General features: G+C 32.5%; 29 protein-coding genes and 1 riboswitch. Of the genes, 25 read left to right on the plus strand and 4 right to left on the minus strand.

What is annotated here, in order from left to right:
* The first annotated feature begins 3 nt into the window (after window positions 1–3).
* The 13 genes from wecB (at window position 4) to fabZ (ending at window position 10,384) form a co-directional block, all read left to right on the plus strand.
* Window positions 4–1,149, plus strand: coding sequence for a non-hydrolyzing UDP-N-acetylglucosamine 2-epimerase (gene wecB, locus FNL83_RS03965; RefSeq protein WP_001829933.1), 1,146 nt, complete (start codon window positions 4–6; stop codon window positions 1,147–1,149).
* Between the two features lie 152 nt (window positions 1,150–1,301).
* Window positions 1,302–1,652 carry an ATP synthase subunit I gene (locus tag FNL83_RS03970; protein ID WP_002494682.1) on the plus strand — a complete coding sequence of 117 codons (351 nt, stop codon included), beginning with the start codon at window positions 1,302–1,304 and terminating at the stop codon, window positions 1,650–1,652.
* 25 nt (window positions 1,653–1,677) lie between these two features.
* Complete coding sequence (gene atpB, locus FNL83_RS03975; RefSeq protein WP_001829936.1) at window positions 1,678–2,406, plus strand: F0F1 ATP synthase subunit A; 729 nt, start codon at window positions 1,678–1,680, stop codon at window positions 2,404–2,406.
* Between the two features lie 42 nt (window positions 2,407–2,448).
* Window positions 2,449–2,661: a F0F1 ATP synthase subunit C gene (gene atpE, locus FNL83_RS03980; protein ID WP_001048816.1), complete on the plus strand. Its 213-nt coding sequence runs from the start codon at window positions 2,449–2,451 to the stop codon at window positions 2,659–2,661.
* A gap of 97 nt (window positions 2,662–2,758) precedes the next feature.
* Window positions 2,759–3,274: a F0F1 ATP synthase subunit B gene (locus FNL83_RS03985; RefSeq protein ID WP_002457122.1), complete on the plus strand. Its 516-nt coding sequence runs from the start codon at window positions 2,759–2,761 to the stop codon at window positions 3,272–3,274.
* Window positions 3,274–3,813 carry a F0F1 ATP synthase subunit delta gene (locus FNL83_RS03990; RefSeq protein ID WP_001829963.1) on the plus strand — a complete coding sequence of 180 codons (540 nt, stop codon included), beginning with the start codon at window positions 3,274–3,276 and terminating at the stop codon, window positions 3,811–3,813. The genes FNL83_RS03985 and FNL83_RS03990 overlap by 1 nt, the downstream gene beginning before the upstream one ends.
* 22 nt (window positions 3,814–3,835) lie before the next feature.
* Window positions 3,836–5,347: a F0F1 ATP synthase subunit alpha gene (gene atpA / locus FNL83_RS03995; RefSeq protein WP_001829913.1), complete on the plus strand. Its 1,512-nt coding sequence runs from the start codon at window positions 3,836–3,838 to the stop codon at window positions 5,345–5,347.
* Between the two features lie 84 nt (window positions 5,348–5,431).
* Window positions 5,432–6,298: an ATP synthase F1 subunit gamma gene (gene atpG / locus FNL83_RS04000; RefSeq protein ID WP_001829942.1), complete on the plus strand. Its 867-nt coding sequence runs from the start codon at window positions 5,432–5,434 to the stop codon at window positions 6,296–6,298.
* A gap of 21 nt (window positions 6,299–6,319) precedes the next feature.
* On the plus strand, window positions 6,320–7,732 hold the full coding sequence (gene atpD / locus FNL83_RS04005; RefSeq protein ID WP_001829930.1) for a F0F1 ATP synthase subunit beta: 1,413 nt from the start codon (window positions 6,320–6,322) through the stop codon (window positions 7,730–7,732).
* Window positions 7,733–7,751: 19 nt separating this feature from the next.
* Window positions 7,752–8,156, plus strand: a complete 405-nt coding sequence (locus FNL83_RS04010; protein ID WP_002447782.1) for a F0F1 ATP synthase subunit epsilon — start codon at window positions 7,752–7,754, stop codon at window positions 8,154–8,156.
* 148 nt (window positions 8,157–8,304) lie between these two features.
* Window positions 8,305–8,538, plus strand: coding sequence for a DUF1146 family protein (locus tag FNL83_RS04015; protein WP_002456242.1), 234 nt, complete (start codon window positions 8,305–8,307; stop codon window positions 8,536–8,538).
* A 109-nt stretch (window positions 8,539–8,647) separates the two neighbouring features.
* Complete coding sequence (murA, locus tag FNL83_RS04020) at window positions 8,648–9,913, plus strand: UDP-N-acetylglucosamine 1-carboxyvinyltransferase (protein WP_001829978.1); 1,266 nt, start codon at window positions 8,648–8,650, stop codon at window positions 9,911–9,913.
* Window positions 9,914–9,946: 33 nt separating this feature from the next.
* On the plus strand, window positions 9,947–10,384 hold the full coding sequence (fabZ, locus tag FNL83_RS04025; RefSeq protein WP_001829953.1) for a 3-hydroxyacyl-ACP dehydratase FabZ: 438 nt from the start codon (window positions 9,947–9,949) through the stop codon (window positions 10,382–10,384).
* A 317-nt stretch (window positions 10,385–10,701) separates the two neighbouring features.
* On the opposite strand, the gene FNL83_RS04030 is transcribed toward fabZ, so the two are convergent.
* Window positions 10,702–11,142 carry a YwpF-like family protein gene (locus tag FNL83_RS04030; protein WP_001829935.1) on the minus strand — a complete coding sequence of 147 codons (441 nt, stop codon included), beginning with the start codon at window positions 11,140–11,142 and terminating at the stop codon, window positions 10,702–10,704.
* 190 nt (window positions 11,143–11,332) lie between these two features.
* On the opposite strand from FNL83_RS04030, the gene FNL83_RS04035 reads away from it, so the two are divergent.
* The 7 genes from FNL83_RS04035 (at window position 11,333) to yidC (ending at window position 16,948) form a co-directional block, all read left to right on the plus strand.
* Window positions 11,333–11,728: a single-stranded DNA-binding protein gene (locus tag FNL83_RS04035; RefSeq protein WP_002457121.1), complete on the plus strand. Its 396-nt coding sequence runs from the start codon at window positions 11,333–11,335 to the stop codon at window positions 11,726–11,728.
* A gap of 387 nt (window positions 11,729–12,115) precedes the next feature.
* The gene (locus FNL83_RS04040) at window positions 12,116–12,775 is read left to right on the plus strand and encodes a transglycosylase family protein (protein ID WP_001829904.1); all 660 of its coding nucleotides are present in this window, start codon (window positions 12,116–12,118) and stop codon (window positions 12,773–12,775) included.
* A gap of 113 nt (window positions 12,776–12,888) precedes the next feature.
* Window positions 12,889–12,987, plus strand: a riboswitch (TPP riboswitch).
* 71 nt (window positions 12,988–13,058) lie between these two features.
* A complete protein-coding gene (tenA, locus tag FNL83_RS04045; protein ID WP_001829894.1) occupies window positions 13,059–13,748 on the plus strand; it encodes a thiaminase II in 690 nt (229 codons plus the stop codon).
* Window positions 13,741–14,562: a bifunctional hydroxymethylpyrimidine kinase/phosphomethylpyrimidine kinase gene (thiD, locus tag FNL83_RS04050; protein ID WP_001832736.1), complete on the plus strand. Its 822-nt coding sequence runs from the start codon at window positions 13,741–13,743 to the stop codon at window positions 14,560–14,562. Before tenA ends, thiD begins: the two co-directional genes overlap by 8 nt.
* On the plus strand, window positions 14,555–15,343 hold the full coding sequence (gene thiM / locus FNL83_RS04055) for a hydroxyethylthiazole kinase (RefSeq protein WP_002469583.1): 789 nt from the start codon (window positions 14,555–14,557) through the stop codon (window positions 15,341–15,343). The genes thiD and thiM overlap by 8 nt, the downstream gene beginning before the upstream one ends.
* 5 nt (window positions 15,344–15,348) lie before the next feature.
* A complete protein-coding gene (thiE, locus tag FNL83_RS04060; protein WP_002505076.1) occupies window positions 15,349–15,987 on the plus strand; it encodes a thiamine phosphate synthase in 639 nt (212 codons plus the stop codon).
* An 88-nt stretch (window positions 15,988–16,075) separates the two neighbouring features.
* On the plus strand, window positions 16,076–16,948 hold the full coding sequence (yidC, locus tag FNL83_RS04065) for a membrane protein insertase YidC (protein WP_002470121.1): 873 nt from the start codon (window positions 16,076–16,078) through the stop codon (window positions 16,946–16,948).
* Between the two features lie 105 nt (window positions 16,949–17,053).
* Here yidC and FNL83_RS04070 read toward each other — a convergent pair whose 3' ends face one another.
* On the minus strand, window positions 17,054–17,707 hold the full coding sequence (locus tag FNL83_RS04070) for an HD domain-containing protein (RefSeq protein ID WP_001829983.1): 654 nt from the start codon (window positions 17,705–17,707) through the stop codon (window positions 17,054–17,056).
* A gap of 181 nt (window positions 17,708–17,888) precedes the next feature.
* The gene (gene cls, locus FNL83_RS04075; protein WP_002457116.1) at window positions 17,889–19,373 is read right to left on the minus strand and encodes a cardiolipin synthase; all 1,485 of its coding nucleotides are present in this window, start codon (window positions 19,371–19,373) and stop codon (window positions 17,889–17,891) included.
* Window positions 19,374–19,546: 173 nt separating this feature from the next.
* On the opposite strand from cls, the gene csoR reads away from it, so the two are divergent.
* The 3 genes from csoR to FNL83_RS04090 all read left to right on the plus strand — a co-directional run bounded on the left by csoR (window position 19,547) and on the right by FNL83_RS04090 (window position 20,336).
* Window positions 19,547–19,840 (plus strand): copper-sensing transcriptional repressor CsoR, encoded by a 294-nt coding sequence (gene csoR, locus FNL83_RS04080; protein WP_001829893.1) that lies wholly within the window; start codon window positions 19,547–19,549, stop codon window positions 19,838–19,840.
* A gap of 12 nt (window positions 19,841–19,852) precedes the next feature.
* On the plus strand, window positions 19,853–20,056 hold the full coding sequence (gene csoZ, locus FNL83_RS04085; protein ID WP_002494680.1) for a putative copper chaperone CsoZ: 204 nt from the start codon (window positions 19,853–19,855) through the stop codon (window positions 20,054–20,056).
* 142 nt (window positions 20,057–20,198) lie between these two features.
* The gene (locus FNL83_RS04090) at window positions 20,199–20,336 is read left to right on the plus strand and encodes an Lmo0850 family protein (RefSeq protein ID WP_001829949.1); all 138 of its coding nucleotides are present in this window, start codon (window positions 20,199–20,201) and stop codon (window positions 20,334–20,336) included.
* Window positions 20,337–20,434: 98 nt separating this feature from the next.
* On the opposite strand, the gene FNL83_RS04095 is transcribed toward FNL83_RS04090, so the two are convergent.
* Window positions 20,435–21,646 carry an FtsW/RodA/SpoVE family cell cycle protein gene (locus FNL83_RS04095; RefSeq protein ID WP_002486299.1) on the minus strand — a complete coding sequence of 404 codons (1,212 nt, stop codon included), beginning with the start codon at window positions 21,644–21,646 and terminating at the stop codon, window positions 20,435–20,437.
* 390 nt (window positions 21,647–22,036) lie between these two features.
* On the opposite strand from FNL83_RS04095, the gene FNL83_RS04100 reads away from it, so the two are divergent.
* Window positions 22,037–23,110 carry a D-alanine--D-alanine ligase gene (locus FNL83_RS04100; RefSeq protein ID WP_002468311.1) on the plus strand — a complete coding sequence of 358 codons (1,074 nt, stop codon included), beginning with the start codon at window positions 22,037–22,039 and terminating at the stop codon, window positions 23,108–23,110.
* 11 nt (window positions 23,111–23,121) lie between these two features.
* Window positions 23,122–24,477 (plus strand): UDP-N-acetylmuramoyl-tripeptide--D-alanyl-D-alanine ligase, encoded by a 1,356-nt coding sequence (locus tag FNL83_RS04105; RefSeq protein ID WP_002457113.1) that lies wholly within the window; start codon window positions 23,122–23,124, stop codon window positions 24,475–24,477.
* Window positions 24,478–24,732: the final 255 nt, after the last annotated feature.

A 24,732-nucleotide genomic window follows, 5' to 3' on the forward strand; every position in this document is an offset into this window, starting at 1 on the left:
TTGATGAAAAAAGTTATGACCATATTTGGAACTAGGCCTGAAGCTATAAAAATGGCTCCGTTGATTAAAACGTTAGAGAAAGATTCTGACCTGGAACCCGTTGTTGTAGTCACCGCCCAACATAGAGAGATGCTTGATTCAGTGTTGAATACTTTTAACATAAGTGCAGATTATGATTTGAATATTATGAAAGCTGGTCAAACATTGTCTGAAGTAACATCTGAAGCAATGAAAAAGTTAGAAGATATCATACAAAAGGAAGTGCCTGATATGGTACTTGTTCATGGTGATACAGTGACAACCTTTTCTGGAGCATTAGCCGCATTTTATAGTCAAACACCTATAGGACATGTTGAAGCTGGATTAAGGAGTTATAATAAATATTCACCTTATCCTGAAGAAATAAATAGACAAATGGTTGGGGTAATGGCAGATTTGCACTTTGCCCCAACCTATAATGCTGCACAGAATTTAGTAAAAGAGGGTAAATTAGCCAAACATATAGCTATCACTGGTAATACAGCTATTGACGCAATGAATTATACAATCGATCACCAATATTCATCATCTATCATACAAAAACATAAAAATAAAAACTTTATTTTACTCACAGCACATAGACGTGAAAATATAGGTAAACCTATGATAAACGTGTTTAAAGCGATTAGAAAGTTGATTGATGAATATCAGGATTTAGCGTTGGTCTATCCTATGCATATGAATCCCAAAGTAAGAGATATTGCGCAAAAATATTTAGGAAATCATCCTAGGATTGAATTGATAGAACCACTTGATGTGGTTGATTTTCATAATTTTGCTAAACAAGCATATCTCATTATGACTGACTCTGGTGGAATACAAGAGGAGGCACCATCATTACACAAACCAGTTTTAGTATTGAGAGATAGTACTGAAAGACCGGAGGGAGTAGATGCTGGAACTTTGAGAGTCATTGGTACGAATGAAGAAGATGTCTATAATGAAACTAAAAAATTAATAGAAAACCCAGACCTTTATCAAAAAATGAGTCAAGCTGTTAATCCATATGGCGATGGACAAGCTAGTGAGAGAATTGTGCAACATATAAAATATTATTTTAATTTGACAAATGACAGACCCAATCATTTTGAATTTACAAAAGATTTATAAAATGACAAATGTGAATTTTTTGTGACAAAAACCGGTGAAAATTTAACAAGAATTTGAATAGAATTGACACCATACAACAGGCTATATTATCATTTAGATTGTATGAGTGGAACGGTTTACATGATTGGTATAGGACACTCGGAGGCTATAAAATGCGTCGTTTCAACATCATTTTCAAACAATATTTGCAATATTATCTTTATATATTGGTAATAATTGGAATATTGTACTCAATTTCACCCCACCCATTTCTCTTGGGTCTTATGATAGGTACATGTGGTTCTTTAGTAAATACATACATCTTTGAGATTTATTTAGCTAAATCAATGCATAAAGAAACTACACAAATGTCTACTGGTAGTACTTGGAGGTATTTAGTGGCAGTTATTGCATGTGTATTATGGTTATTCTTTAAAGAACACATTAATATTATCGGAGTTTTAATTGGGTTAATGATTTCTTATATTGTAATCATATTGCGCCCTCTACTACAAAGGGAGTAAAAATTTAATAGAAAGAGGTGAGTTTATGGATCACAAATCCCCACTCGTTAGTTGGAACGTCTTTGGTTTCGATATTGTTTTTAATTTGGCCAGTGTTTTAATGGTAGTGATTACAGCAATTTTAGTTTTTATTTTAGCTATAGTTTGCACTCGAAACTTAAAGAAACGACCAACTGGAAAACAAAACTTCATTGAATGGGTATTTGATTTTGTTAGAGGTATTATTGAAAGTAATATGGCCTGGAAAAAAGGTGGGAATTTCCACTTCTTAGCAGTGACATTAATTCTTTTCATTTTTGTGGCCAACATGCTTGGTTTACCGTTCGCAATTGTCACTCATGACCATACGCTATGGTGGAAATCACCAACAGCAGACGCTACGGTAACTCTAACGTTATCTACAACTATGATTTTGTTAACGCACTATTACGGTATTAAAATGCGTGGAACAAAAGCTTATGCAGCTGGATATTTTAAACCTTTCTGGCCATTAGCTATTATTAATGTATTCGAAGAATTCACTTCTACATTAACTTTAGGTCTACGTTTGTACGGTAATATTTTTGCAGGTGAATTATTACTCGGTTTACTTGCATCATTGTTCTTTGAACAACCTGCATGGGGTTGGATAATTAGTATTCCTGGATTAATTGTTTGGCAAGCGTTCTCTATATTCGTGGGAACAATTCAAGCATATATCTTTGTAATGCTTTCAATGGTTTACATGTCACATAAAGTGGCAGACGGACATTAATATAATTTAGTAACTATATAAATATTAGGAGGAAATTTTATTATGAATTTAATCGCAGCGGCAATCGCAATTGGTTTATCAGCATTAGGTGCAGGTATTGGTAACGGTCTTATCGTATCTAGAACAGTTGAAGGTGTAGCACGTCAACCAGAAGCACGTGGGCAATTAATGGGTATCATGTTCATTGGTGTTGGTTTAGTTGAGGCATTACCAATCATCGGTGTTGTAATTGCATTCATGACATTTGCTGGATAAGACATTTTATAAGGCGAAGTCTAATGAGAGACTATCGCCGTTCGTTTTGTTTTTTATAGCTTAGTGATTATTTTGACGAAAGGAGTGTCATGAGCCCGTGACTGCAACAGCTAATACATTTATTCTCGGTGCAGGAGTTGAATGGGGGACAACATTTGTAACACTCGTAACATTTGTAATCCTCATCATACTTTTGAAGAAATTTGCTTGGGGTCCATTAAAAGAAGTAATGGACAAACGTGAACGTGATATCAATAAAGATATTGACGACGCAGAACAAGCTAAGATAAATGCTCAAAAACTTGAAGAAGAAAATAGAAAGACACTTAAAGAAACTCAAGATGAAGTTCAAAAAATCTTAGACGATGCTAAGATTCAAGCACGTAAGCAACATGAAGAAATTATTCATGAAGCTAACGAAAAAGCTAATGGTATGATTGAAACTGCTCAAAGTGAAATTAATAGTCAAAAAGAACGTGCAATTTCTGATATTAATAATCAAGTTTCTGAACTATCAGTACTTATTGCATCTAAAGTTCTTAGAAAAGAAATTTCAGAGCAAGATCAAAAAGAATTAGTTGAAAAGTATTTAAAAGAGGCAGGGGATAAATAATGGCAAAGGTAGCAAAAAAATATGCCAAAGCATTATTTGATGTCGCTCTAGATACAAATCAACTAGATGTTGTCTATGAAGATTTAGAAACAATTAGCCATTCATCGTTTGATTTCATCAAACAACTTAAAGCAATTGATAGTAATCCAAGCTTAACTGCAAATCAACGTGAAGAATTTGTAGAAAGAGTTTACAACGAAGCAAATCCATATGTGGTAAATACTTTAAAAGTATTAGCAGATAACCGACATATTTCAATTGTAGAGAATGTTTTTAAATCATTCCAAAATTTATATAACAAATACTACAAACAAGATTTTGCAATTATTGAATCGACTTACGAGTTAAGCGAAGATGAAATATCAAGAATTGTAGAACTTATCAAAAAGCAAACTGAATTATCAAATGTAATTGTTAACACTAAAATCAATCAAGATTTAATTGGTGGATTTAGAGTTAAGGTTGGAACTACAGTTATGGATGGTAGTGTTAGAAATGACCTTGTTCAATTACAAAGAAAATTTGAAAGAGCTAACTAATATTTAAAGAGGAGTGACATAGATGGCCATAAAAGCTGAAGAAATCAGTGCATTGCTTCGCTCACAAATTGAAAATTATGAGTCAGAAATGTCCGTTACAGATGTTGGTACAGTACTCCAAATTGGTGACGGTATCGCATTAATTCACGGACTTAACGACGTTATGGCTGGTGAGCTAGTAGAATTCCATAACGGTGTTCTTGGTTTAGCACAAAACCTTGAAGAATCTAATGTGGGTGTGGTTATTTTAGGACCATATGAAGAAATTAGTGAAGGTGACGAAGTTAAACGTACTGGCCGAATTATGGAAGTACCAGTCGGAGAGGAAATGATAGGAAGAGTTGTTAATCCTCTTGGACAACCCATTGACGGACAAGGTCCAATCAATGCGACTAAAACTCGTCCTGTAGAGAAAAAAGCAACTGGCGTAATGGATCGTAAATCTGTAGATGAACCATTACAAACAGGTATCAAAGCAATTGATGCTTTAGTACCAATTGGCCGTGGTCAACGTGAATTAATCATTGGTGACCGTCAAACTGGTAAAACAACTGTTGCAATTGATTCAATCTTAAACCAAAAAGATCAAGATACAATTTGTATTTATGTTGCAATAGGTCAAAAAGATTCAACAGTTCGTGCAAATGTTGAAAAATTAAGACAAGCAGGTGCTTTAGACTACACAATCGTTGTATCTGCATCCGCAGCTGATCCAGCACCATTACTTTATATTGCACCTTATTCTGGTGTAACTATGGGTGAAGAGTTCATGTTTAATGGAAAACATGTTCTTATCGTTTACGATGATTTAACTAAACAAGCGGCAGCATACCGTGAGCTATCATTATTATTACGTAGACCACCAGGTCGTGAAGCATATCCTGGGGACGTGTTCTACTTACACAGTAGATTATTAGAAAGAGCTGCAAAACTTAACGATGATCTTGGAGGCGGTTCAATTACTGCTTTACCAATCATTGAAACTCAAGCTGGCGATATCTCAGCATACGTTCCAACAAATGTTATCTCAATTACTGACGGACAAATATTCTTACAATCTGATTTATTCTTCTCAGGTGTTAGACCAGCGATTAATGCTGGGCAATCAGTATCTCGTGTTGGTGGTTCAGCTCAAATTAAAGCGATGAAAAAAGTTGCAGGAACATTACGTTTAGACTTAGCTTCATATCGTGAGTTAGAATCATTTGCGCAATTTGGTTCTGATTTAGATGAATTTACAGCTAAAAAATTAGCGCGTGGTGAACGTACTGTTGAAGTATTAAAACAAGGTCAAAATAACCCACTGCCTGTAGAACATCAAGTACTTATTATTTTTGCTTTAACTAAAGGTTACTTAGATGATATTCCTGTCCAAGATATCAATCGTTTTGAAGAGGAATTTAACCACTGGGCTGAGTCAAATGCAACTGAATTATTAAATGAAATTAGAGAAACTGGTGCTTTACCAGATGCTGATAAATTTGATTCTGCTATCACAGAATTTAAAAAAGGATTTAATAAATCAGAAGAATAAAATCTAATTTAATCGTAATAGAGAGTACATTCTAAATCTTATAAATCGTTAAATTAAGATTAATACTCCAAAGGTGGTGAGATAATGGCCTCTCTTAAAGAGATAGATAGTCGTATTAAATCGACAAGTAAGATGAAGCAAATAACAAAGGCGATGAACATGGTTTCTAGTTCAAAATTACGTAGAGCTGAGAAAAATACTAAATCATTTAGACCTTATATGGAAAAGATGCAAGATGCTATTACAGCTGTAGCTGGTTCAAATAGTACTTCTAATCATCCAATGCTTAAATCTAGAGATATTAAAAGAAGTGGTTACTTAGTAATCACTAGTGATAAAGGCTTAGCCGGTGCCTATAGTACAAATGTTTTAAAAAGCTTAGTAAACGATATCAATTCTAAACACAACGACAGTAGTGAATATAGTCTAATCGTTTTAGGTCAGCAAGGTGTAGATTTCTTCAAACATAGAGGATATGAAATTGAAAGTTCTTTAGTTGAAGTTCCAGATCAACCTTCATTTAAATCTATTCAATCTATAGCTAAACATGCTATTGATTTATTTAGCGAGGAAAACATAGATGAATTGACTATTTATTACAGTCATTATGTTAGTGTCTTAGAAAATAAACCTGCAACTAAACAAGTTTTACCATTATCTCAAGAAGATTCAGGTCAAGGACATGGTCAAATGTCTTCATACGAATTTGAACCAGATAAAGAATCTATTTTAAGCGTTATTTTGCCACAATACGTTGAAAGCTTAATCTACGGTACAATCTTAGATGCAAAAGCTAGTGAACATGCTTCACGTATGACAGCAATGAGAAATGCTTCAGATAATGCGACAGAACTAATCGATGATTTATCATTAGAATACAATAGAGCGAGACAAGCTGCGATTACTCAACAAATTACTGAAATTGTTGGTGGATCATCAGCTCTTGAGTAATAATAAAAGGAGGAAATCAACATGGGAATTGGCCGTGTAACTCAAGTTATGGGTCCAGTAATAGATGTTCGTTTTGAACATAACGAAGTACCTGAGATAAATAATGCATTACACATCGAAGTTCCTAAAGAAGATGGAGCGCTTCAATTAACATTAGAAGTTGCACTTCAACTAGGTGACGATGTAGTTCGTACAATTGCAATGGACTCAACTGACGGCGTTCAAAGAGGAATGGAAGTTAAAGATACAGGTAGAGACATAAGTGTACCTGTCGGTGACGTAACTCTAGGAAGAGTGTTTAACGTACTAGGAGAAACTATTGACTTAGATGAAAAAATTGATGATTCAGTACGACGTGACCCTATCCATAGACAAGCTCCAGGATTCGACGAATTATCAACAAAAGTAGAAATCTTAGAAACTGGTATTAAAGTAGTAGACTTATTAGCACCTTACATAAAAGGTGGTAAAATTGGATTATTTGGTGGTGCCGGTGTAGGTAAAACCGTACTAATCCAAGAACTTATTAATAACATCGCTCAAGAACACGGTGGTATCTCAGTATTCGCTGGTGTTGGTGAACGTACACGTGAAGGTAATGATCTTTACTATGAAATGAGTGACAGTGGTGTTATCAAGAAAACTGCAATGGTCTTTGGTCAAATGAATGAGCCACCTGGTGCACGTATGCGTGTAGCATTATCCGGATTAACAATGGCCGAATATTTCCGAGATGAAGAAGGCCAAGATGTGTTATTATTCATTGATAACATTTTCAGATTCACTCAAGCTGGTTCAGAAGTTTCTGCGTTATTAGGTCGTATGCCATCAGCTGTTGGTTATCAACCTACACTTGCTACAGAAATGGGTCAATTACAAGAACGTATAAGTTCAACAAATAAAGGTTCAGTTACATCAATTCAAGCTGTTTTCGTACCAGCCGATGACTATACTGACCCTGCGCCAGCAACAACGTTCGCACACTTAGATTCAACAACAAACTTAGAGCGTAAATTAACAGAAATGGGTATTTATCCAGCTGTAGACCCGCTTGCTTCTACATCTAGAGCTTTGGAACCTTCAGTAGTAGGTCAAGAGCATTATGATGTGGCACGTGAAGTTCAATCTACTTTACAAAAATATAGAGAGTTACAAGATATTATTGCGATTCTTGGTATGGATGAATTATCAGATGAAGATAAACAAACTGTGGAACGAGCACGTAGAATTCAATTCTTCTTATCACAAAACTTCCACGTTGCAGAACAATTTACTGGACAAAAAGGTTCATATGTACCTGTTAAAACAACAGTTGCAGACTTCAGAGATATTTTAGATGGTAAGTATGACCATATTCCTGAAGACGCATTCCGTTTAGTAGGTAGCATGGAAGACGTAATTGAGAAAGCAAAAGATATGGGTGTTGAAGTCTAATAATTAGGAGGTATGGATAATGAATACACTTAGACTAAATATTGTCACTCCTAATGGTTCTGTCTATGAACGTGAAGACGTTGAGATGGCTGTCTTACAAACAACAGCTGGTGAAATGGGGATTATGTATGGTCACATTCCAACTGTTGCTGCATTAAAAACAGGTCATGTGAAAGTTAATTTTCACAACGGAAATGAATTTATTGCAGTAAGTGATGGCTTTATTGAAGCAAGACAACATCAATTATCAATTATCGTCCAAACGGCCGAACCTGCTAGTGAAATCGATGTTGAAAGAGCTAAATTAGCTAAGTCGAGAGCAGAATCACATTTAGAAGATGATGATGATAATACAGACATAAATAGAGCTAAAAGAGCACTTGAACGAGCAAATAATCGTTTACGTGTTGCAGAATTACAATAATTAAAAAAGGTTCGATAGTATATTTTAATGACTATCGAACCTTTTTTTAAATTTTAAAATGTTAAAAAGTAATATCCATTTTTATAAGTATCTTTATTGCCTCTTTTCGTGTACAATGTTATACAGTAATCTTACGAAGGAGCTTAATATGGATTATCTTGGTCAGTTCGCAATTGTTCATTTAATCTTACATGTTGTTTGTATTTGCGTAGCTTATTGGGCTTTAAATTCCATAAAATTAGACCAATTTTTTAAAAAGGGCTACCCATTACAAGTTCAAGTTTGTATGATTTTTATTTCTATTTTACTGGGTACGGCAGTCAGTAACTTTATAGTTGATTTATTGCAATATTCAACTCAAGTGAAATACTTGATAAAATAACTATGTAATTGTTATTTAATTTATAAGTTAAATATGATCATATGACGAATATTTAATTAAAATGTTGGGAAATGTATAACTGATTAGAGTTTTAAGTGGAGGATTAAAGATGGATAAAATAGTAATAAATGGTGGAAATCGTTTAACAGGTGAAGTTAATGTTGAAGGAGCTAAAAATGCTGTATTACCTGTACTTACAGCGTCATTACTTGCTTCTGAAGGACACAGTAAACTAGTTAATGTCCCAGAGTTAAGCGATGTTGAAACAATCAATAATGTATTATCTACACTCAATGCAAATGTAGAGTATGATAAAGATAAAAATGCAGTTAAAGTTGATGCAACTAAAACTTTAAATGAAGAAGCCCCTTATGAATATGTGAGTAAAATGCGAGCAAGCATCTTGGTTATGGGACCACTACTTGCTCGACTAGGGCATGCTATTGTTGCTTTGCCAGGAGGATGTGCGATTGGAACACGTCCTATCGAGCAGCACATTAAAGGATTTGAAGCTTTAGGTGCAGACATTCATTTAGAAAATGGAAATATTTATGCAAATGCTAAAGATGGATTAAAGGGAGCACATATTCATTTAGATTTTCCGAGTGTAGGTGCAACTCAAAATATTATTATGGCAGCGTCCTTGGCATCAGGAAAATCTATCATTGAGAATGTCGCTAAAGAACCTGAAATTGTTGATTTAGCTAATTATATTAATGAAATGGGCGGTAAAATTACAGGTGCAGGTACTGATACCATTACGATACATGGTGTTGAAAAACTTTACGGTGTTGAACATGCAATTATACCAGATAGAATTGAAGCTGGAACGTTACTTATCGCAGGTGCAATAACTCGTGGTGACATATTTGTACGTGGTGCAATTAAAGAACATATGGCTAGTTTAATATATAAGCTTGAAGAGATGGGGGTAGATCTTGAATATTATGAAGAAGGTATAAGAGTTACAGCAAATGGAGATTTAAATCCAGTAGATGTAAAAACTTTACCACACCCAGGTTTCCCAACTGATATGCAATCTCAAATGATGGCTTTATTATTAACAGCAAATGGACACAAAGTGATTACTGAGACTGTTTTTGAAAATAGATTTATGCACGTTGCAGAATTTAGAAGAATGAATGCGAATATAAGTGTTGAAGGAAGAAGTGCTAAAATTGAAGGAAAAAGCCATTTACAAGGTGCTCAAGTTAAAGCAACAGATTTAAGAGCTGCTGCAGCCTTAATCTTAGCTGGTTTAGTTGCAGAGGGAACTACGCAAGTGACTGAGTTAAAGCATCTAGATAGAGGATACGTCAATTTACATGGAAAACTAAAAAGTCTAGGTGCAAACATAGAACGTGTAAATCGATAATATTATTACAGCTTAAGCTCGGAGGTTTTAAAAATGGAAACGATTTTTGATTATAATCAAATTAAACAAATTATCCCACATAGACAACCTTTTTTACTAATAGATAAAATTGTAGAGTATGAAGAAGGTAAAAGGTGTGTAGGACTAAAGCAAGTATCAGGTAATGAACCATTTTTCCAGGGACATTTCCCTAATTACGCTGTGATGCCTGGTGTTCTTATTACAGAAGCTTTAGCGCAAACTGGTGCAGTAGCTATGTTAAATAGTGAAGAAAATAAAGGGAAAATAGCATTGTTTGCAGGCATTGATAAGTGTCGCTTCAAAAAACAAGTCGTACCTGGAGATACATTAATGTTGGAAGTTGAAATAACTAAAATAAAAGGTCCTATTGGTAAGGGTTCGGCTAAAGCGACTGTTGATGGCCAACTTGCTTGTAGCTGTGAACTTACTTTTGCTATTCAAGATGCTTAATCTTAGATAATTAAACTCTTTAGGTAAAATAATTCGTATTGTGATAACAAAATAGTAAAACTTATTTAAAGAATATCGCACAGATTATTGACCTAACACTTTATGTATATTGAATTTCTGGTTGAAATACTTTAAGTCAGGTCTCGCCTAGAAATATAAGTATCAAATGGCAGTACTTTTTAATATAGTAATCTCTGTTCGTAAAGAGCCTGGAACAATGGTTAATTCATGTTCTAGGCTTTATTTATGTTCAATATTTAAAATTGTATATGATTTAAATATATGAAAATTAAATGTTTTATAATTACCCTTGGTGTTTATCTTTCGATTTTCTCATCTTTCAACTTAGGTTTTGATTGCATCATACGATTAAATGTTTTTTTCAACTTTTCACCTGTAAGTCCTTCATCAACTAATTCTTCTAATAAACTCTCAGCGTATTCTTGTCTCAAAGTGTAGATGTGACATTCTAAAACGACTGACATTGAATATTTAAAATTTTTAACGCTTTTAACTGTTGCATTAAATAACGCTGGATCGTTAGCAGGTCTTGTGATGACTACTCTAATATCTAAAAGTTGTTTGTTATCCTTATATTGCTTAAATGTTTCATAGTGTTCATTTGAAATTACTATTTCTAGTAACCACCCAGTGCCACTTCCTTCTTTATTTATAATCACACCATCTTCAATGACGTATTCTGATATTGCACCATGTTCATTCACAATTTGAAATCTTACTGCCTTAAAAGTTTTCATAATATCACTTCTCCAAATTTTTTTATTAATACAATAATAGAAATTTATGTCAGATTTAGATATAATACTTCAATATTTTCTTTAAATATATCAAAATCTCATCGTCATTTACTAACAATTTCAATAAAATTGTGGTTTTGACCAGTGAACTAAGCTCAGTTATGATTAGAACATAAGAAGGAGGTGACACATGTTAAATAAAATAGTCATTGTTGGTAGAATGACGAAAGATGCTCAAATCTATGAAAAGGAGGATAACAAAATAGCAACATTTTGCGTTGCTACAGAAAGAAACTACAAAGATGATAATAATGAAATTTCTACAGATTATTTACTTTGTAAAGCTTTCGGTAAAACTGCCACTAATATTGAAAAGTACACTAGTCAAGGTACTTTAGTAGGTATAACTGGACAAATGCGTTCAAGAAAATATGAAAAAGAAGGCCAAACACATTTTGTTACAGAATTATACGTTGAAACAATAAAATTCATGTCCCCAAAAAATAAAAACAATGAAACTCCCTCTGATAATCAATTTGAAAACAACACTTATCAACCTGATGATTTAGAAATAATTCATATTTAAACAACTAACTTTTCCTTTAAAACTCCATCCTATATTTAATAAATTAATTTATCCTTTCTTTCAATTATACTCGAGCGGCCTTTGTTAATCATAAAATATTAATAAAAGGTCGCTTTAAATACATAGCAAAGGCCTATAATTTCAATAATTATCTGATAAATTTCATTTGTATTACAACGATATTGTAGTAATATGACTCGAAAAAACTATCATGATAGGAATCATTACGGTTATTCATAAAAATTAGCATCCTATTTCATGTAATTGTAGTGTAAAAAATAGGCGTTTATTTTTATTTCAGTGTAACCTGCACGATTTTTATAGATGTTACAGTGGGTTACGTAAACAAATTAAGAAAACAAATCACTTTTAGGAGGATTTTTAATAATGAAAAAAACATTAGTTGCATCATCATTAGCTATAGGACTAGGCGTTGTAGCAGGTAACGCAGGTCATGACGCACATGCAAGTGAGACTACAAATGTTGATAAAGCAGAGTTAGCTCAAAAAGCGTTAACTAATGATCAATCACTAAATGAAAGCCCTGTTCAAGAAGGTGCTTATAATATTAATTTTGATTACAATGGTAATTCATATCATTTTGAATCTGATGGTTCTACTTGGAGTTGGAGTTATGAATCAACAAACAATGCTACGCAACCTGTTCAACCAAGCCAATCTCAAGTAGCTACACAACAACAACCTGTACAAGTATCAGCACCACAAAATGAGCAAACAGCACAACCACAAACAAAATCAACATCTACAAGTCAAACTTCTTCAAGTAAAGCTTCAAGTGGTTCATCAGTAAATGTAAATTCACATTTACAACAAATTGCTCAACGTGAATCAGGTGGCGATATTCATGCAATAAACCCATCTTCAGGTGCAGCAGGTAAATATCAATTCTTACAATCAACTTGGGATTCTGTTGCTCCAAGTCAATATAAAGGTGTTTCACCTGCAAAAGCTCCAGAAAGCGTACAAGACCGAGCAGCAGTAAAATTATATAATACTGGTGGCCCAGGTCATTGGGTAACTGCATAATTAAAATATGAAGTATCTACCATCTTCTCGAATTTGAGAAGATGGTTTTTTATTGTACGACTTATTTGATTTACATGTAATCGTTTGCTATGGTTGATAATGAATCATATATTATTTGCTACTAGGGGAGCCAAAAGGCTGAGATGAATGTATTCAGACCCTTATAACCTGATTTGGTTAATACCAACGTAGGAAAGTAGTTATTAACTATTCGTCATTGAGATGTCTTGGTCTAACTACTTTCTTCGCTGGGAAGTAGTTTTATTTTTTGAGGAGGCTAATTATGACATTTTCAAAAGAGTTGAGGGAAGCATCAAGACCTATTATTGATGACATTTACAATGATGGTTTTATTCAAGATTTACTAGCAGGTAAGTTATCTAATCAAGCTGTAAGACAATACTTAAGAGCAGACGCTTCTTATTTAAAAGAGTTTACAAATATTTATGCAATGCTCATACCCAAAATGAGTTCTATGGAAGATGTTAAATTTCTAGTAGAACAAATTGAGTTTATGTTAGAAGGAGAAGTTGAAGCGCATGAGGTTCTAGCTGATTTCATTAATGAACCATATGAAGAAATAGTAAAAGAAAAAGTATGGCCACCAAGTGGTGATCATTATATTAAACATATGTACTTCAATGCATTTGCACGTGAAAATGCAGCCTTCACGATTGCAGCGATGGCACCCTGTCCATACGTCTACGCTGTCATTGGTAAACGTGCGATGGAAGATCCCAAATTAAATAAAGAATCAGTGACTTCTAAATGGTTTCAATTTTATAGTACTGAAATGGACGAACTTGTTGATGTGTTCGATCAATTGATGGACCGTTTAACTAAACATTGTAGTGAGACAGAAAAAAAAGAGATTAAAGAAAATTTCTTGCAAAGTACTATTCATGAGAGACATTTCTTCAATATGGCATATATTAATGAAAAATGGGAATATGGGGGAAATAACAATGAATAAACCTAAAATTGCACTAACAATAGCAGGCACAGATCCCACCGGTGGGGCAGGTGTTATGGCGGATTTAAAATCATTTCACGCGTGTGGCGTTTATGGTATGGCCACTATAACAAGTATCGTTGCTCAAAATACCCTAGGAGTTCAACATATCCATAATTTAGAATCTTCATGGGTAAAGGAACAACTTGATAGTGTGTTTGATGATGAATTACCACAAGCTATCAAAACGGGTATGATTGCAACAAAAAAAACGATGGAGTTGATTCAAAGTTACTTAAAGGAACATTCCAATATTCCTTATGTGATTGATCCAGTTATGCTTGCCAAAAGTGGTGATTCATTGATGGATGAAAATACTAAAAATCATTTGCAATCAACATTATTACCTTTGGCTGATGTTGTCACTCCGAATATACCTGAAGCTGAGGAAATTACTGGTATTAAAATTAATGATGAAGAAAGCATACGTAAAGCAGGTCAAATCTTTATTAATGAAATTGGTAGTAAGGGTGTTGTAATTAAGGGAGGGCATTCAGCCGATTTAAATAATGCTAAAGATTTTCTTTTTACTAAGAATGAAACGTATACCTTTGAGAACAAACGCTTTGATACTAAACATACTCATGGAACTGGTTGTACTTTTTCAGCAGTTATTACAGCAGAATTAGCTAAAGGTCGTTCCATAAAAGATGCAGTTAAAAAAGCAAAAGAGTTTATTTCATTAAGTATTGAACATACCCCAGAAATTGGCAAGGGGAGAGGACCTGTAAATCATTTTGCTTATATGAAGAAAGTAGGTTTAGATGATGAATAATTTAGAACGATTACGTTCAGAAAATCCACTCGTAATTTGCTATACCAATGATGTTGTGAAAAACTTTACTGCGAATGGTTTACTAAGTTTAGGTGCTAGTCCCGCAATGAGTGAGGCACCAGAAGAAGCTGAAGATTTTACTCGAATGGCTAGTGCGCTTTTAATTAACATCGGTACACTCACACGTGAAAATGAAGAAGACATTATCAAAATAGGTAAAATTGCTAATCAGCAAGGTACACCAATAGTTTTTGATCCAGTGGCAGTTGGTGCTTCTACATATCGTAAAAATTTTTGTCAACGTTTTCTTGGTGAAGTTAATGTCACAGTAATAAAAGGCAATGCTTCAGAAATATTGACATTAATAGATTTTAATACAACTATGAAAGGTACTGACAGTGACAGCGAATTAGATTCAGTAAATATTGCAAAAAAAGCGGCTAATACTTTAAATACTGCTATTGTCATTACTGGAAAAGATGATATTATTGCAAAAAATGAGAAAATAATTAAATTATCTAATGGTTCTCCGCTTCTTACTAAAATCACGGGGGCTGGATGCTTGTTAGGTGGTGTATTAGCAAGTTTCTTGTTTAGAAATACTCAACCTTCAATTGATTTATTAGTTGAAGCGGTAAGTGTCTACAACATCGCAGCAGAATTTGCTGAACAAGCGCCTCATGTAAATGGACCTAGTACTTTTCTATCTGAACTGCTAGATCAACTTTATCAGATGAATGACATTACTTATAAAAATCAAGTCAAAAAGGTAGAGATATGAATATGATGTTTGATTCAAAACAATTATCAGTCTATTTTATTTGCGGAACACAAGATATACCTAAAAATAAATCAATTGAGCAAGTTCTCAAAGAGGCATTAGAAGCTGGAATCACGCTATATCAATTTCGTGAAAAAGGTCCGAATGCACTAAAAGGGGAAAAGAAAAAACAGTTAGCCTTAAAACTTAAACAATTATGTCACTCATATCACGTACCTATGATAGTTAATGATGATGTTCAATTAGCCCAAGAGATTAATGCTGATGGCATTCATGTAGGTCAAGATGATATGGAAATTCAACAATTTGCAAGCCAATTTAAAAATAAGATTATAGGTTTAAGTGTTGGGAATTTGAAAGAGTATCAACAATCTGATTTGTCTAAAGTTGATTACATTGGAGTAGGTCCAATGTATACAACATCATCAAAAGATGACGCTAGTAAACCTGTTGGTCCATCTATGATATCTCAATTAAGATTATATATTCATGATTTTCCTATAGTTGCCATTGGAGGTATAAATGAAACTAACGTGCAGCCTATTGTTGACGAAGGTGCAGATGGTATTTCTGTCATCTCAGCTATTACACGTAGTACCAATATAGACAAAACGGTTAAATATTTCTTAAGATATTTCACCTAAATCTCTATTTTTTCTACTTTTTGTTTTCTACTATTGAATTAGTATGATAAAATATACTCTATGTGAATATAACATTAGAGGTGGAAAAATGAAGAAAAAAGCGTTACTACCTTTGTTTTTGGGAATAATGATTTTTCTAGCAGGTTGTGATTACTCTACACCTGAGAAGCAAGATGGATTCTTCTTTAATACTTTTGTTCAACCTATGAAACATCTCTTACAGTGGTTAGGAAATGATGTTTTTCATAATAATTTTGGACTAGCAATTATTGTATTAGTTCTTTTCATTCGTTTAATCTTGTTACCATTTATGTTATCTAACTATAAAAATAGTCACATGATGCGTGAGAAAATGAAAGTGGCTAAACCTGAAGTAGATGGCATTCAAGAAAAGGTTAAACGTGCGCGAACACAAGAAGAAAAAATGGCTGCAAACCAAGAACTTATGGAAGTTTATAAAAAATATGATATGAACCCTATGAAGAGCATGTTAGGATGTTTACCTATACTTATTCAAATGCCAATTATTATGGGATTATACTTTGTATTAAAAGATAAGCTTGTAAATGGTTTATCTGAACATCCGCATTTCTTATGGTTCAATTTAACTAAGCCTGATATTTGGATTACAGTTATTGCCGGTGTGCTATACTTTATTCAAGCTGTAGTTTCAAGCAAAACGATGCCTCAAGAGCAACGTCAGATGGGCTATATGATGATGGTTATTTCTCCAATAATGATTATTTGGATTTCTTTACAAGCATCATCAGCTTTAGGTTTATATTGGTCTGTCAGTGCATTATTCTTAGTAATTCAAACGCATTTTGCTAATATTTATTACTCTAAACTTGCTAAAAAAGAAGTTCAACCTTTTATTGAAAAGTATGAAAGAGAACATAATCCATATTCAAAGAAAAAAGGGAAAAATACTCAAGTAGTATCAAAAAAGAATAAAAAATAATAAACAATAACCTGAGACATCAATCGTTGTCTCAGGTATTTTTTGTGGTAGATGCTAATGGACTTTGGTTAAAACATGAGTTAACAATATATCTTTTATTTGAATTTACTCTTTATTAAAATTCCACTCTGACATAAATTGTTTGAGATATTGAATCATAAATTGATGTCTTTCTTCAGCAAGTTTTTTTGCAGTAGGAGTGTGCATTAAATCTTTTAATTTAAATAATTTTTCATAAAAATGTTTTATTGCTGAATTGTCTAATTCTTCAACGAGAGACGTATGTAACTCTTCATTTGAAAGCTTCGTTTCAGTCCACATAGGTTCACCAAAGTGTCCTGAAAACTGGAATGTTCTCGCAATGCCGATTGCTCCTATTGCATCTAGGCGATCAGCATCTCTAACGATTTCACCATCTATTGAAAGTTTAACGTGATTATTTTTACCAGCTCGATAACTCATATGTTTAATAATATAGAGAACTTGTTGTGATATTTCACTGCTTAAATCTAGGGTAGATAAGAACTGTTTAAGCTGATCATATGCTAAAATTTCATCAGTTAATTTACTATCAACAGTATCATGCAATAAAGATGATAGTTCTATAACAAGTGTATCTGTTATATTTTCTCGTTTAGCGATATAACAAGCGTTGTTATAGACACGTTCCACATGTGCAATATCATGTCCAGTTGTATCATGTTGATGGAAACTTTTCATATACTCATAAGCTTTTTTAATCTTCATTCTTGAGTTCATAGATAGACTCCTTACTTAATTTAAAAGTAGCAAAGTATTTAATTTTTTACATTTAGTATTTAATAGTATCTTTGACATCCTTTATAATGGTTTAATTAATGAAACTACTTATCCTATTACATTAAAGAAGATATAAATGAAGAAGTGAACCTTTCGTTAAGCGTTCACTTCTTGCAAATTATTATAAAATTGGAGAAAGTAGTTGCGAAATCCCTTCTTTGAATTTAACTAGCAGATTTCGTTTAGCATATTCTTCAGAAGTGAGCTTGTTAGATAATTTCATATCATTAATGAAAGCTTGTTTTAATGATCGTGCTACGCCTTCATCATAAATAAAAGCATTGACCTCAAAGTTTAATGTAAAGCTTCGATTATCCATATTGGCAGTTCCTACACTTGCTACCTCATCATCAATGACAAGTGTTTTTGAATGTAGAAAACCATTATCATAATGATAGACATTAACGCCAGCTTCAAGTAAAGACGCTACGTTTTTAAGCGTAGCCCAATAAACAAAGGGATGATCACGTTTGTTAGGAACCATGATGTTAACATCCACACCACCAAGCGCTGCAATTTTAATCGAATCTAAAAAAGCTTGATCGGGAATGAAGTATGGTGATTGAATGTATATAGATTCTTTGGCTGATGAAATCATTTTTAAATAACCATATTTAATTTGTTCCCAATCTTCATCAGGCCCACTTGAAGCAATTTGTATGCCTATCGTACCACCAGAGTCAACATCAGGAAAATATCGAGATTCATAAGTTAAATTGTCACGAGTTGATTGTGAGTTCCAATCTAAGATGAATCTAAGTTGAAGGGCATTTACCGCGTCACCTTTAATACGTAAGTGTGTGTCCCTCCAATAACCAAATTTCTTAGATTTACCTATATATTCATCTCCTACATTAAAACCACCAACATATCCAATCGTACCGTCAATGACTACTATTTTTCTGTGGTTTCTATTATTCATTCTTAAATTAATAAGTGGTAATTTTGATGGAAAGAAAGATTCAGCGTGACCGCCTTTTTGACGAAACTTTTTTAGATCTTTCTTTCGTAAATCTCTTGAGCCCATATCATCGTATAGCATTTTAACTTCTATACCTTCTTCAGCTTTTTTTTCTAATTCATGTAACAATTGCTTTCCGAGATTATCACTATGAATAATGTAGTATTGGATGTGAATATATGATTGTGCGTGTCTAATATCATTAATTAAATCATCGAACTTCTGATGACCATCTGTATAAATTGTTAGATCATTATCAGTTGTTAAAAAAGCAGCATTATTATAAAGTAACATTTGTACCATTTCTTTAAATTTAACAATTTGATGATTACCCTTAGAAAAGTCTTGCTTTTTCAATGCCTCTAATTGCTCGTCAACAATCATTTCAAGACCAACTTTATCCTCTTTGGCGAGTTTAAATATATGTTCTCTCTGTATTTGGCGACCTAATAATAAATACAATATGAATCCTACTAAAGGTAGAAAAACTAAAACCAATAACCACGCCCATATAGAATTTGCTGTACGCCTCTCCATGAAAATAATAATGAATGCAAAAACTAAATTTAATAAAAAGGCACTAACTAATAAAATATTAATTATAATATTAGATTGATGAAGTGCCATAGTAAAGACTTCTATCATAGGTTACCTCCTTTATGATTGTTTATTCTCACTCAGTTTTCATTTCAGTGATTTTTAAATATAATTATAGCATGAAGAAATACGATTATCATGGTTAGATAATATTTAATTACCTGAATCATTGACGAGTGAATTTATGAATAATACGATATAATATGAACAGAGGTGACTTTATGGCAGACATGGAGAGTGCACATCACTCAGAGCAAATAAAAACAAATTTAAAATCAAGATTAAATAGAATAGAAGGTCAAGTAAGAGCAATAAATCGTATGATTGATGATGACGTTTACTGTGATGATGTACTAACTCAAATTAGAGCAACACGTTCAGCATTGAATAGTGTAGCTACTAAATTACTAGACCATCACATGAAAGGTTGTATTATGGAAAAAATAAACGACGGTGCGCAAGAAGAAGCAATGGATGAATTGCTCGTGACATTCCAAAAATTAATAAAAGATTAAGAGGGTATGAAATTGAAAAAAGGATTGATAAATGTTTCAGGTATTAAAACAACTGAACAAGCTAAACAGCTCAAAGATCATTTATCTAAGATGATAGGCATCAATAGTGTGGATATCGATTACCAAATGAATGAGATTCGAGTAGAATTTGACACTCCTGCAAATTTAAATAACATTGAAAAAGAAATTTACGATTACGGATTTCGTATTTTATAATTAAATAATTGCGCTTAATTCATTTTTCGTTTGAATTATTATAGCTTTTAGAAATATTTAAAAATATTTTTAGAATGATGTAGTAAAGTAGAAGTAATTAGGGTATTATTGAAATAAAGCTATTTCTAACGAGGTGATAATTGTGAAGAATCAAGATAAGATTCAAAATGTAGTCAAATTATTATCATCATTGGGTGTGAATATTAAGAAAACTAAGTCTCGTTTAGATATTATTAATACTTTGCCTACATCTAATCAAGTAAGTCATGAATTAAAATAATTTGCATGATAATATAATATTTTATGTATTGATTATCTAAATTAATATATAAAGAGAGACACTGTTCATCGTGAATAGTGTCTCTTATTTTATACAGGTTAAATTGTATTAGATTTTTTAGATAATGTGGTTATTTCATATCTTTGGGGTTCATGATAATAAATTGAAAGAACTACTCCTATACCAGTCATTAAACTCCATAAAGAACTTCCACCGTAACTAATAAACGGAAGTGGTATACCTGTAATCGGTAATAATTGAACCGTCATGCCGATATTTTGTAACACGTGAAAAACAATCAACGATACATATCCTATGATAAATACTTTGTTAAACTGACTATCAATTTTACTAGCTAACCGTATAAGGTGAAATATTAAGAATAAGAAAAGTAATATCAATAATACTGAACCTATAAAGCCCATTTCTTCTCCAATCACTGAAAAAATAAAGTCGGTATGATTCTCAGGAATATAAACTTCGCCATGGTTATAACCTTTACCTAATAATTGACCTGAACCAATAGCTTTTAAAGATTCTGTTAAGTGATATCCATCTCCACTACTGTATGAATAGGGATCTAACCAAGAATTGATACGTCCCATTTGATACATTTTTATTCCTAATAGGTTTTCTATTAAGGATGGTTTATAAATGATAGCTAATATAATACTAGAACCACTTACAAATGCAACAATAAAAAGAGGGGCTAATATCCTCCATGTTATTCCACTTACTAACATGACGCCAGCTATAATTGCACATAACACCAAAGTAGTACCTAGGTCATTTTGCAATAGAATTAATGCCATAGGTATAATGGATACACCTAAAATTTTAAAAAATAACATTAAATCAGACTGAAAAGACTTATTAAATGTAAATTGGTTATGTTTAGATATCGTTTTAGCCAAAGCAAGTATAAGTATAATTTTCATGAATTCGGAAGGTTGGATGCTTATAGGACCGAAACTGTACCAACTTTTAGCACCATTAATAATTGGGGTGATTGAAGTTTCAGGTAAAATAAGTAACCCTATTAATAGAACGCAAAATATACTGTATAAAATATAAGTATTATTTTTAATTTTTTTCGGTGAAATTATCATAATTAAAAATGCAATAATAGCTCCGAAAATATAATAAATAATTTGTCTAATACTGAAATTTGCACTATATTGTCCGCCACCCATAGCGGAACTGATTAAAATAACACTTGTTAGTGCTAATAGTGATATAACTAGTACGAGTATCCAGTCTACTTTACGTAACCAGTTACGTTTAGGTTGTTGACGAGAAGAATAATTCATTGCTTACTCCTTTATGTATATGGATCACTTTTCAAAATTTCTGTAGATACTTTTACAATATTTTAATCATCTGTATTCATTCATATTTTCTAATCAAATATATATTAATTTTACATGACTTCTTTTAAATTTGCTAGAATATCACAGAATGATAGCACCTTATTAACTTTTAATATGTAATAGTCATAATAAAAATATGTATATTAGCGCAAATTGTCATTAAAATTTAGTTCTATATTTAGATTATCAAATGCAATTGAATTTAAAAATATGATAATATTAAGTTTCAGAAGCCGTTATGTACTTAAAGTAGTAAATAAAAAGATCAATTAAACAATTACGTTAAAGAAAAAGGCTAAAAGAACTGTAATTGTAATGGAGGAAAACGAAATGACAAAAGAAAATATTTGTATCGTTTTTGGAGGTAAAAGTGCAGAACACGATGTTTCAATTTTAACTGCACAAAATGTTTTAAACGCAATTGATAAAGAACGATATCAAGTTGATATCATTTATATAACAAACGATGGTGAATGGAAGAAAAAAGATAATATTACACAAGAAATAAAAAATACTGATGAACTCGTCATTAACGATGTAGAGACTGGAGAAATCTCACAGTTACTCAGTAAAGGTAGTTTAGGAAAATCATATGATGCAGTATTCCCATTATTGCATGGTCCAAATGGAGAAGATGGAACTATCCAAGGTCTTTTTGAAGTACTTGATATACCATATGTAGGTAATGGTGTGTTAGCTGCTTCAAGCTCAATGGATAAACTTGTGATGAAACAATTATTTGAGCATAGAGGTTTACCTCAATTACCTTATATTAGCTTTTTAAGAAGTGAGTATGAAAAATATGAAAATAATATCATTAAATTAGTTAATGATAAGTTAACATATCCGGTATTTGTAAAACCTGCTAATCTCGGTTCAAGTGTTGGTATAAGTAAATGTAACAATGAAGAAGAATTAAAATCTGGGATAACTGAAGCATTCCAATTTGATCGTAAACTTGTCATTGAACAAGGGATTAATGCTAGAGAGATCGAAGTAGCTGTCTTAGGTAACGATTATCCTGAAACGACATGGCCTGGTGAGGTTGTTAAGGATGTAGCGTTTTATGATTATAAATCAAAGTATAAAGACGGTAAGATTAGATTAGATATTCCAGCAGATTTAGATCAAGATGTTCAAATGACATTAAGAAACATGGCATTAGAGGCCTTTAAAGCTACTGATTGTTCGGGATTAGTTCGTGCAGATTTCTTTGTTACTGATGATAATCAAATTTATATCAATGAAACAAATGCCATGCCAGGATTTACTGCATATAGTATGTATCCAAACTTATGGAAAAATATGGGCTTATCTTACCCTGATTTAATTGCTAAATTGATTGATTTGGCTAAAGAACGTTATGAAGATAAAAAGAAAAATAAATATAAAATTGATTATTAGAGGTTTTAGTTATGATAAACGTAACATTAGAGCAAATTAAAAACTGGATAGATTGTGAAATTGATGAAAAACATTTAAAAAAAACAATAAATGGCGTTTCAATTGATTCACGAAAAATCAATGAAGGGGCGTTATTTATACCTTTTAAAGGTGAGAATGTTGATGGCCATCGTTTTATCACACAAGCTTTGAACGATGGTGCTGGAGCTGTTTTTAGTGAAAAAGAGAATAAACATTCTGAAGGGAACCAAGGTCCTATTATTTGGGTAGAAGATACTTTAATAGCCTTACAGCAATTGGCAAAAGCATATCTAAATCATGTAAATCCTAAGGTGATAGCGGTTACTGGTTCTAATGGAAAAACAACAACAAAAGACATGATTGAAAGTGTATTATCAACTGAATTTAAAGTTAAGAAAACACAAGGAAATTATAATAATGAAATTGGAATGCCGTTGACTTTACTAGAACTTGATGAAGACACAGAAATTTCTATTCTAGAAATGGGGATGTCAGGTTTTCATCAAATAGAGTTGTTATCTCATATCGCACAACCTGATATAGCGGTCATCACAAACATTGGCGAATCACATATGCAAGATTTAGGATCGCGAGAAGGCATTGCAAAAGCTAAATTTGAAATAACAACTGGTCTCAAAACAAATGGTATATTTATTTATGACGGAGATGAACCTTTATTAAAACCTCATGTTAATCAAGTTAAAAATGCGAAATTAATAAGCATTGGGTTAAATTCAGACAGTACATATACTTGTCATATGAACGATGTAAAAAACGAAGGTATTCATTTTACTATCAATCAAAAAGAACATTATCATTTACCAATTTTGGGCACGCATAATATGAAAAATGCTGCTATTGCAATTGCTATTGGACATGAATTAGGCCTAAATGAAACAATAATTCAAAATAATATTCACAACGTGCAATTAACCGCTATGAGAATGGAAAGACATGAATCATCAAACAATGTAACAGTAATTAATGACGCATATAATGCAAGTCCAACGAGTATGAAAGCAGCCATTGATACATTAAGTGTTATGAAAGGTCGAAAAATTTTAATATTAGCAGATGTACTTGAATTAGGACCTAATAGTCAATTGATGCACAAACAAGTTGGTGAATATTTGAAAGATAAAAATATTGATGTTTTATATACATTTGGTAAAGAAGCTAGTTATATCTATGATAGTGGTAAAGTTTTTGTTAAAGAAGCAAAATACTTTGATAATAAAGACCAGTTAATTCAGACGTTAATATCTCAAGTTAAACCTGAGGATAAAGTCTTAGTTAAAGGTTCACGAGGTATGAAGCTTGAGGAAGTTGTTGACGCATTGTTGTAATATAAAATCTAATTTCAAAGCATGCAATGAATGAGCATCTGTAAATTAATTAGGATGTTACTTTCATTGCATGCTTTTATTTTTTTGGTAAACTATGAAAAAGCGCTTACATTACATATTGCACGACCTTTTTGAAAGTTAAATAGTTTGATGAATTACATTGAAAACAGTAAATGTGTGAAATTGCTTTATTGCTATAATATTTTTAAGGTGGTACTATATAGAAGTTGATAAAACATAAGTGAACATATATGT

This window comes from Staphylococcus epidermidis, from assembly GCF_006742205.1.
In the GTDB taxonomy this organism is placed as follows: domain Bacteria; phylum Bacillota; class Bacilli; order Staphylococcales; family Staphylococcaceae; genus Staphylococcus; species Staphylococcus epidermidis.

Excerpts from the sequence above, each read along its gene's own strand:
- wecB (WP_001829933.1), top strand. The coding sequence starts at position 4 with ATGAAAAAAGTTATGACCATATTTGGAACTAGGCCTGAAGCTATAAAA.
- FNL83_RS03970 (WP_002494682.1), top strand. The coding sequence starts at position 1,302 with ATGCGTCGTTTCAACATCATTTTCAAACAATATTTGCAATATTATCTT.
- atpB (WP_001829936.1), top strand. The coding sequence starts at position 1,678 with ATGGATCACAAATCCCCACTCGTTAGTTGGAACGTCTTTGGTTTCGAT.
- atpE (WP_001048816.1), top strand. The coding sequence starts at position 2,449 with ATGAATTTAATCGCAGCGGCAATCGCAATTGGTTTATCAGCATTAGGT.
- FNL83_RS03990 (WP_001829963.1), top strand. The coding sequence starts at position 3,274 with ATGGCAAAGGTAGCAAAAAAATATGCCAAAGCATTATTTGATGTCGCT.
- atpA (WP_001829913.1), top strand. The coding sequence starts at position 3,836 with ATGGCCATAAAAGCTGAAGAAATCAGTGCATTGCTTCGCTCACAAATT.
- atpG (WP_001829942.1), top strand. The coding sequence starts at position 5,432 with ATGGCCTCTCTTAAAGAGATAGATAGTCGTATTAAATCGACAAGTAAG.
- atpD (WP_001829930.1), top strand. The coding sequence starts at position 6,320 with ATGGGAATTGGCCGTGTAACTCAAGTTATGGGTCCAGTAATAGATGTT.
- FNL83_RS04010 (WP_002447782.1), top strand. The coding sequence starts at position 7,752 with ATGAATACACTTAGACTAAATATTGTCACTCCTAATGGTTCTGTCTAT.
- FNL83_RS04015 (WP_002456242.1), top strand. The coding sequence starts at position 8,305 with ATGGATTATCTTGGTCAGTTCGCAATTGTTCATTTAATCTTACATGTT.
- murA (WP_001829978.1), top strand. The coding sequence starts at position 8,648 with ATGGATAAAATAGTAATAAATGGTGGAAATCGTTTAACAGGTGAAGTT.
- fabZ (WP_001829953.1), top strand. The coding sequence starts at position 9,947 with ATGGAAACGATTTTTGATTATAATCAAATTAAACAAATTATCCCACAT.
- FNL83_RS04030 (WP_001829935.1), bottom strand. The coding sequence starts at position 11,142 with ATGAAAACTTTTAAGGCAGTAAGATTTCAAATTGTGAATGAACATGGT.
- FNL83_RS04035 (WP_002457121.1), top strand. The coding sequence starts at position 11,333 with ATGTTAAATAAAATAGTCATTGTTGGTAGAATGACGAAAGATGCTCAA.
- FNL83_RS04040 (WP_001829904.1), top strand. The coding sequence starts at position 12,116 with ATGAAAAAAACATTAGTTGCATCATCATTAGCTATAGGACTAGGCGTT.
- tenA (WP_001829894.1), top strand. The coding sequence starts at position 13,059 with ATGACATTTTCAAAAGAGTTGAGGGAAGCATCAAGACCTATTATTGAT.
- thiD (WP_001832736.1), top strand. The coding sequence starts at position 13,741 with ATGAATAAACCTAAAATTGCACTAACAATAGCAGGCACAGATCCCACC.
- thiM (WP_002469583.1), top strand. The coding sequence starts at position 14,555 with ATGAATAATTTAGAACGATTACGTTCAGAAAATCCACTCGTAATTTGC.
- thiE (WP_002505076.1), top strand. The coding sequence starts at position 15,349 with ATGTTTGATTCAAAACAATTATCAGTCTATTTTATTTGCGGAACACAA.
- yidC (WP_002470121.1), top strand. The coding sequence starts at position 16,076 with ATGAAGAAAAAAGCGTTACTACCTTTGTTTTTGGGAATAATGATTTTT.
- FNL83_RS04070 (WP_001829983.1), bottom strand. The coding sequence starts at position 17,707 with ATGAACTCAAGAATGAAGATTAAAAAAGCTTATGAGTATATGAAAAGT.
- cls (WP_002457116.1), bottom strand. The coding sequence starts at position 19,373 with ATGATAGAAGTCTTTACTATGGCACTTCATCAATCTAATATTATAATT.
- csoR (WP_001829893.1), top strand. The coding sequence starts at position 19,547 with ATGGCAGACATGGAGAGTGCACATCACTCAGAGCAAATAAAAACAAAT.
- FNL83_RS04095 (WP_002486299.1), bottom strand. The coding sequence starts at position 21,646 with ATGAATTATTCTTCTCGTCAACAACCTAAACGTAACTGGTTACGTAAA.
- FNL83_RS04100 (WP_002468311.1), top strand. The coding sequence starts at position 22,037 with ATGACAAAAGAAAATATTTGTATCGTTTTTGGAGGTAAAAGTGCAGAA.
- FNL83_RS04105 (WP_002457113.1), top strand. The coding sequence starts at position 23,122 with ATGATAAACGTAACATTAGAGCAAATTAAAAACTGGATAGATTGTGAA.